Raw genomic sequence first — 7,753 nt, forward strand, 5'->3', positions numbered from 1 at the left:
CGTCCACGATCACGCTGAAACAGCGTCCACGATCAGTTTGAAACGGTGTCCACGATCACGCTGAAATCCCGTCCACGATCAGACTGAAATGCCGTCCACGATGGGCTGAAATACGCATCTTGCGAGTACTGGCCAGCGCGGCCCGCACGATCTCGCGCTGGGTGTCGATGGCCTCGACGAGCGTGGGCTGGTTAATTGCCCGGCGCCCGGCCTCGCACAGATGACGCGTGGCGGCCTGCACCTCCCACAGACTCACCGCGGGGGTGCGGAGATCTGCCAACGGGACGTCGAGAAAATCATCGGCGTGCGCCACATACAGCCGTGACACGTCCCGGGGGTCGTAGTGCAGTGTCAGCGCCTCATGCCGAGTCAGCCATTGCGCGAAGATGGGGTGCCAGTAGCGCAGATGCTCGAACACGATGCTGCTGCGGCGCAACGCGCGGGTGATGGCCGGCAGGAACGCGATCCGAAAGCGCTTGAGCGAGCCTGCCGGCAGCCTGGGCGCCGGCGCGAAGGAGTGCCAAGAAGTGCGGCCGATGTTGCAACCTTCCTGCAGAGCTGGTCGTCAGCGTCGACCCAAGCGAGTGCGTGCTACGCACCGCAAGCAGCCCAAAGCCAAAGCCAAACACTGGTGGCGAACTCGCATAGACCCATTCGCTGACGCGTGGCCCGTCATTGAAGATACAGAGGTTGGAGTCGGCAAGGCGCCTACGCGTCTGCGCAATGTCTCGATGTCCGTCACGACCCTTGGCAGGGCACTAGGGGAAACCTTGTGTGTATTGTCATTTAGGGCTTGTAGCCTCGGCCAATCGGCATCGGGTCTAGCGCGACTGCACGCGCCGCGTTTGGCAAGGCAACAAGCGCCGAGCGTGCTTCGCCCGCGCCAAGGCGGACGACTGGATGGGTGAATCAACAGTCAAAACTACGAGCTGCTCTCCTGGCCCGTTTCCACCGACCTGTTGGAAGGGTGGGCTTGTGGCGCTATCTGATAGATAGGTGACCGGGCTTCATGTCTCGGCATGACATCGCAATGGCACGGTCGAACGGGCGCGCCACAGGAGGGCTTGTCGACACATAGCTAAAGATTATTGCGTCGCGCGGCAAGTAATCAACTCTGAAGCGAGAGGACTGCTGTCATGAGCTTGTATCAGCTGGTCGCATTGTTCGTGTCGCCCCTGGCCGTTGCCTGCCTGGCCGGTTTGTGCTGTCGACACATCTACATGTCCCGGCTCCGCGCCGAGCAGCAACGGCGCGATGAGATCGAATTCGAGACGAACCGGGCAATGGAACAAATCCGCGAAGTCCGTGAACGATTTCGTGCGTTGGAGGCTCAGCTCAGCCATATCCAGCTCGTCATGGAACAGACTCAGGTACGGCCTGAGGTGCGAGAAGGCTTAAGTGGGGTTGGGGAACGCGAACGGAACTAGTGCTGAAGGTCAGGGTTATCAGACTTCCAGGAGGGACGGCCAATGACAAGACGTCCCGAGCCCCGCGCGGTCCGGACCGCACCCGTAGCCAATCGTTAACTCCCGCTTGGTTCAACGTGGCGGGGAACGTTCGGCGCTCCACGCTGCCAGCGTCAGTTTTCTGGTACCAGAAATGCCTCGCATCTCGCTGTAGCGCTTACGACAACTTCATTCCGTGCCTCAAGTTCGGCCGCGGCAACCGCCTCGACAAAGTCTGCGACGAGCTGCCATCCTGCTCGCAGTTGCGCTTCCCCTTTGCCCACATAGTGGCCTAAGGTCACGTCGTTGTTGACAGAGTGGTTCAGAACGCGCTTCAGCACGCCGCCCGACACGAGCTCCTCCGCAATGCTTGCAAATGTGGACCGTAGCCCGTGACCCTGAACCCTTGTGCCGGCAGCTGCGTTGATGCGCGCGAGCGTCTTGCGAGCATCGACCACCTCGAACAGTGGCTCGTCAGGGTTGCGACCACGGCAATGCAACTTGGCGATCTCAAGCGCCTGGCGCGAAAGCAGAAGTTTGTGATCGGTCCGATTCTTTGTGTCAAACAATTCGATGCTTCCTGCGTCGAGGTTCACGTCGCGGACCTTGATCGGCTCATAGGCATACCGTTTGTCGCCGTGGATCTCCACACCACGGCATCCCGTGAGCAGCTGAAAGCGATAGTAGTCGGCCGCGACTCGGTCGCTGGCGCACGCAGCGAGCCACCAAGCCCCAACTCTTTCCGCAGGAAGAGGCGCCGGCTTGCACCGTGGTGGAGTCAGGATGATCCGATCGCGTCCCGCCGTTTCAATGCTGAGCGGGCTGTCGGCGATTTTGATGCCATGCCAGCGCAGGACGGCGCGCAGTACCTGCATGGCGTAAGTAGCTTCGCGCTCTGAGCGCTTGAGCAGCGACTGGTGGACTTTGCGAATGTCGTCGGCCGTGACCTTGGCGAGTGTCTTCCACGCAAGGTCGAAGAGTAGGCCGTCATGAAACTTGCGGCCCTTGTTCGATCTTCGGCCCGGCTCCACCATCGCGAGATAGTCGGCTTTCGTGCGTGCCTTCAGAGGAAGTCCGTCCTTGGCGCGGCGCTTCTTGTCGACGTACTCGCGTAAGGCCTTCTCAAGCGTTAGGCCATCCTCCCGTGCCGCGTGCGCGCGCGCTGCTGCCTGAGCCTTTAAGCGAGCCTCTTCCTCTGCAAACCAGTCATTGCCGTTGCGGGCGAGGGATCGGATGCGCTGCGCTTCAGCGCAGGCCGCCGCCAGACGTAGTTGTCCGGGGCCATCCCCGTAGGACTGAGGCAGGCGGTACTCGCGTCGTCCTTCCGATCCCTTGACGATGTATCGAACCAGGAAGGTACGCGCACCGTCTGGCGCGATCCGAAGTTGCAGGCCACGATCCAGCGTCACCTTGTACGGCTTGGCCTTCGGCTTAAGAGCGTCGATGGCTCTGACGGTCAACAACGGCATATAGGTCTCCGTGCTCCACTGGTGCCCCAGAAATCGGCGGCTTGTATGGTTCAACGTTGGACGTAGTGGACTTCTAATTTGACTATATGTTGTTGATCTGTAAAAGAAAAGAGTAGTCTCAACTCGTCTCATGCCGTCCCATGTTTTCGCGCGGTTTTCCGGCTCTTAATCCGTAGGTCGAGTGTTCGAGTCACTCAGGGCCCACCAAAATTAAGAACGAAACAAGCACTTAGCGCGCAACCCGCCTAGGTGCTTTTTTTTGGCCTTCGCAGGTGTCAGTCTGATGCCGGCATGCACGCCGATGTGCAGGCAGCCGGTGCGGCGTGCAAGCCCGCTGACCAGCGGCAACCGCTTGCCAGGTCCGCAATAGCCACCGGTGCGTGAGCGGATTCAACCGTTCGCGGTGCTCGGGCAGCAGCGCCTCGGTGGTCTGCTGCGGCGCCTCACTGGTCAGCGCGTTGAAGAACCCCACCGCCACGTCGATTCCGAGTACTGCGCGACGCGGTTGCTTCGTTGATGCAGACGGCTCCGCGCTTTACGATCCATGGTGTCAGCCCCTGGAACGATGGTTTGGATGCTCCGTAACCAACCATCCATCGCTCCGGGTCAGCCTCCACCTTCATTTTCAAGCACGTATGCACGGCCGCAAGGGCCGGAGAACCTAAGGAACTGCCATTCCACTGCATGCATGTCAAGCACCTGGCGGCGCGGCAATGGCGTGGCAGCGCTGGCTGTTACTCGCCCTGTTCGCGCTGCTACAGGCCTGCGCAAGTCTGGCGCCGCGCGCACCGCTGCCCTCCGAGTACACGCTGCCCGATGCCAGCCAGTCGACGCTGGGGCGTCTGGCCGCGGCGTCGGCCAACGAGAACGTCTCCGGCTTTCGGCTGCTGCCCGACGGTGCGTTTGCATTCGACGCGCGGTTGGCCTTGGCACGGGCTGCCGAACGGACGCTGGACCTGCAGTACTACCTCTTCCGCTGCGATGCCGTGGGCGTGGCGCTGCTGCAGGCGCTCGAGCAAGCCGCACGGCGTGGCGTGCGCGTGCGGCTCCTGGTCGACGATCTGCACGTGGACAACGACGACGCCCGGTTCGCGGCGTTTGCCCGGCATCCCAACGTGCAGGTGCGCATGTTCAATCCGCTGCCGGCACGCGGCGGCGGTCTCGTGTCCCGCTTGATCCGGTCGCTGCCCGATCTACGCCGCATCAACCACCGCATGCACAACAAGCTGTTCATCGCGGACGACAGCGCCTCGGTCTCGGGCGGGCGCAACATCGGCCGCGAATACTTCATGCAGGACGACGACGCGAACTTCATCGACATGGACATCCTGTCGGTGGGACCGGTGGTGCGCGATCAGTCCGCCTCCTTTGACCTGTACTGGAACAGCGCGCATGCCTACCCCATCGGCTGGCTGGTGGGCGCCACATCGGTGCAAGCGACTGCGGCAAGGGCCGCACCTGTGCCGGTGGTGATGCAGTTGCAGCCGCAAGCGGAAGACGTGCTCGGCCGGCGCAGCGTGTCCGAGCAGCTGTCGGCCGGGCGCATGGACCTGATCTGGGCCGCCGCGCAGGTGGTCGCAGACCTGCCCGACAAGATCGTGCGCCGCAGCCTGGCGGAGCGCTTCGAGGCCAGCGTGACCGAGCACACGCTGGCGACCATTCGCCGCGCACAAGAGCAGGTGCTGATCATCTGCCCGTACTTCATTCCGGGCGAAGTGGGTCTTTCGATCATGCGTGACACCCAGCGGCGCGGTGTGCGCACCACGGTCCTCACGAACTCCATCGGCGCGACGGATGAGGCCCTGGTCCACTTTGCGTATGCCGGCTACCGCGAGGAGGTGTTGCGCTTGGGCGTGAATATCTACGAGCTGCGCCCCGACGTTGCGCATCGGCTGAAAAAGCTGGGATTCGGCCGTTCGCAGGGCCGTCTGCACGCCAAGATGGCCATCGTGGACAACGCGCGCGTATTCATCGGTTCGATGAACATGGACGAACGCTCAGCGAGCCTCAACACCGAGGTCGGCTTGCTCATCGACAGTGCGGCACTGGCGACGGACTTTCGGCGCTTGATGGATGGTGAGCACTTCCGAAGCGCGTACCGGCTGCGCCTAAGCGATGCCGGGGAGCTCCAGTGGGTCGACCGGGCTGACGATGGGAGCGAGGAAGTACTGGACGCGGAACCTGGCCTGTCTGTGATGACACGGCTGAAAAGATGGCTCCTCAGTCCGATACTTCCGCAAGAGTTGATGTAGGCCCCTGAGATCAGTGCGACCGGGGACGCGCCTGACTCTCAGCGCCCGTCGCGGTCCGAATCGCCCGGCACTGCGCGTTCAACCGAGTTGCTCACGCGCTGCCATGCATCACGGGATGCGTGTTTCGCGTTGTCCCAATCCAGAGTGGACGTGCCCCGGGTCGATCCCCAGTCACGGCCCATCTCTGCTTCTGCATCGTCGAAGCTCCGGTCGGGGTTCTTGCTGTACGAGGAGACGCCGTACGCGTACGCGGGCCCGAGATCGTCGTAGGTTCTCCCCGCCGCATAGGGGCGTGAAGAATGGTTGTCGCGCCAGTAGGCGTCCTCGCCCGCCGCATCCACCTTGATGCTCTTGCCTGTCAGCGCGCCAGCGGCCGCGCCGATGGCTGCCCCGATCACGGCGCCGACGGGACCCGTCACCCCTCCGACAGCGGCCCCTGCCAGGGCCCCACCCGCGACACCGCCTGTGACCGCTCCGACGGCAGCACCGGCGCCCGATCTTGTCTTTTCTTCCATGACTGTCTCCAGTTCGTTGAGGAATGCTCAGGTTAGAGCGGGAGCGGGGTGGAGATTGACAGAGGGCGCGCAGCTTTGCCGTCCTTGCATGTCCTACGGATGTCTGGCGTCGATGAGCAGACGCGCCCACGCCACCACATTGATGACGCGCACCCAGTTCGCTTGTAGGACGAGCTCATGGGCACCTCAGGCCCGCCTCCGACGTCTGGATGGCATTGAGACCCCTACCGTGTGGGAATGACCTTTCGCCGAAGCCTGTGGCTGGCTGCCGCGCAGCAGATCCGCCTTCCTTGCTTTGCATGACCCAGAAGCATCGTCGCCAATCGGCTCCCGCCGCTGGACCCAGCATCACCAGTGCTTTCGGTCCAATGGATGTGCCCCCGCCATCCCGCTCGCAAGGCATGGACGCGGTCAAGCTGGCCAGGTGGTTGGTGCTCTTCGTGTGCGTGGCCATGGTCGCGACCCACGGGTGGTTGGTCGTCACAGCACACCGCGACGAGATAGCGCGTGCCACGCGCGCGAACACTAATCTTGCGCGCGCCGTTGCCGAACAGATGGAAAGCTCGATATCGGAGGCGGACAACATCGTGGCCGGCATCGTCTTCGAACTCGAGCGCTCGGACATCGCACCCGTGACCGTGCAACGCTTGCAGCCGGTTCTGGTGAACCACACAGCCGCTGCGCCCCAGCTACAGGGCCTGTTTGTCTTCGATGCCACTGGCAGGTGGATCGCCAGCTCGGAGCCCGAATGGGACGTGACATGGAATGACGCGGCCACCGCCTACTTTGCCCATCACCGCACCAATGCGAGTGCACGGCCCTTGGTCGGCGCGCCGATCCGCAGCCGCTCGTCGGGCGATTGGCTTGTTCCGGTGTCCCGGCGCATGACCGATGCGGACGGCAACTTCGCAGGCGTGGCCTTGGGCACCCTGAGCATCCGGCACCTGCGCAGTCTGCTCGATCGGTTCGACGTCGGCAGGGACGGCGCCATCGCGCTGAGCCTGTCCGGCCGGCTGCTGGTGCGCAGGCCAACTCGGCCGGGTGACGTGGGTAAACAGTTGGGCACCGAGTTGATGGACCTGTTCACCCGGCAGCGCTCGGGGCACGTCGATGCGCGCTCCCCGATCGATGGCGTGCAGCACCTGGTCAGCTTCGAGCACACGCGCAACTACCCCGTTCTGGTCACGGTGGCCACCAGCCGGGAGGAGGTGCTGGAGAAGTGGCGAAGCGCCGCGTATGTGCAGACCGCAGGGGTCGCATTTCTCTGCCTGCTGCTGGCGGTTGCGGTGACGTTCGTGCAGCGCGCCATCCGCCAGCGCGTCACAGCCGAGCGCGGTCTGCGCGAGACGCAGGCTGCGCTCGCCAGTGCCAACGAGCAGCTGACCCGCCAGGCCCAGCACGACGCACTGACGGGGCTGCCAAACCGGCGCCAGTTCGACTCACGGCTTGCGCGGGCGTTTCGGCGGGCGCAACGCGAGCGTCACCCCGTGGCCATCGTCATGGTCGATGTCGACCTGTTCAAGAAATTCAACGATCGCTATGGGCACGTCGAGGGTGACGACTGTCTGCGGCGGGTGGCCTCAGCCTTGCGCTCGGCAGTCGCTCGACCAGACGACATGGTCGCCCGCTATGGCGGGGAAGAACTGGTATTTCTGCTTCCGGGGACCGATGCCGTCGGTGCTGCCAAGGTGGCCGAGGTCGCCCGTCTGGCCGTCCTGGCCGCTCAAATTCCGCACGCAGGGTGCACGGGTGGCTTCGTGTCCGTCAGCCTGGGCGTTGCGTCCCGGGTACCCGAGGCCCACGAAACCTCCGAGGCGCTGTTGAAGGCCGCCGATCTGGCCCTGTATTCCGCCAAACACCGCGGCAGGAACCGCGTCGTCGTGTTTCAGGATTGAGCCAATCAGGGTTTCCACCCATCCCACCGGCCCGTCAGCCGCTCAAAAAAAAGACAAGTAAATAAATCACAGAATCTGTAACATCCCGCGATTCGCAAGGTGTTCGGTATGGGCCGCTTTGCGTCGTGACAAAGCCGTGCGGTTGTTCTTCCCATCAATCGACAGGGGAATTCCAAA

At 63.2% G+C, this 7,753-nt stretch carries 6 protein-coding genes; 3 read left to right on the forward strand and 3 right to left on the reverse strand.

Features of this window, described 5'->3' with window-relative positions; all coding sequences use genetic code 11:
* Window positions 1–55 precede the first annotated feature (55 nt).
* Window positions 56–556 carry a Mu transposase C-terminal domain-containing protein gene (locus tag AC099J_RS16220; RefSeq protein ID WP_479616571.1) on the reverse strand — a complete coding sequence of 167 codons (501 nt, stop codon included), beginning with the start codon at window positions 554–556 and terminating at the stop codon, window positions 56–58.
* A 580-nt stretch (window positions 557–1,136) separates the two neighbouring features.
* On the opposite strand from AC099J_RS16220, the gene AC099J_RS16225 reads away from it, so the two are divergent.
* Window positions 1,137–1,427: a hypothetical protein gene (locus AC099J_RS16225; protein WP_479616310.1), complete on the forward strand. Its 291-nt coding sequence runs from the start codon at window positions 1,137–1,139 to the stop codon at window positions 1,425–1,427.
* A gap of 152 nt (window positions 1,428–1,579) precedes the next feature.
* Here AC099J_RS16225 and AC099J_RS16230 read toward each other — a convergent pair whose 3' ends face one another.
* Window positions 1,580–2,914, reverse strand: coding sequence for a tyrosine-type recombinase/integrase (locus AC099J_RS16230; RefSeq protein ID WP_479616311.1), 1,335 nt, complete (start codon window positions 2,912–2,914; stop codon window positions 1,580–1,582).
* Between the two features lie 713 nt (window positions 2,915–3,627).
* On the opposite strand from AC099J_RS16230, the gene AC099J_RS16235 reads away from it, so the two are divergent.
* Window positions 3,628–5,166: a phospholipase D-like domain-containing protein gene (locus tag AC099J_RS16235; protein WP_479616312.1), complete on the forward strand. Its 1,539-nt coding sequence runs from the start codon at window positions 3,628–3,630 to the stop codon at window positions 5,164–5,166.
* A gap of 38 nt (window positions 5,167–5,204) precedes the next feature.
* Here AC099J_RS16235 and AC099J_RS16240 read toward each other — a convergent pair whose 3' ends face one another.
* Window positions 5,205–5,681: a glycine zipper domain-containing protein gene (locus AC099J_RS16240; RefSeq protein WP_479616313.1), complete on the reverse strand. Its 477-nt coding sequence runs from the start codon at window positions 5,679–5,681 to the stop codon at window positions 5,205–5,207.
* A gap of 401 nt (window positions 5,682–6,082) precedes the next feature.
* On the opposite strand from AC099J_RS16240, the gene AC099J_RS16245 reads away from it, so the two are divergent.
* Window positions 6,083–7,576, forward strand: a complete 1,494-nt coding sequence (locus AC099J_RS16245; RefSeq protein ID WP_479616314.1) for a sensor domain-containing diguanylate cyclase — start codon at window positions 6,083–6,085, stop codon at window positions 7,574–7,576.
* Window positions 7,577–7,753: the final 177 nt, after the last annotated feature.

It is taken from the genome of Rhodoferax sp. RT4P68, assembly GCF_056521305.1.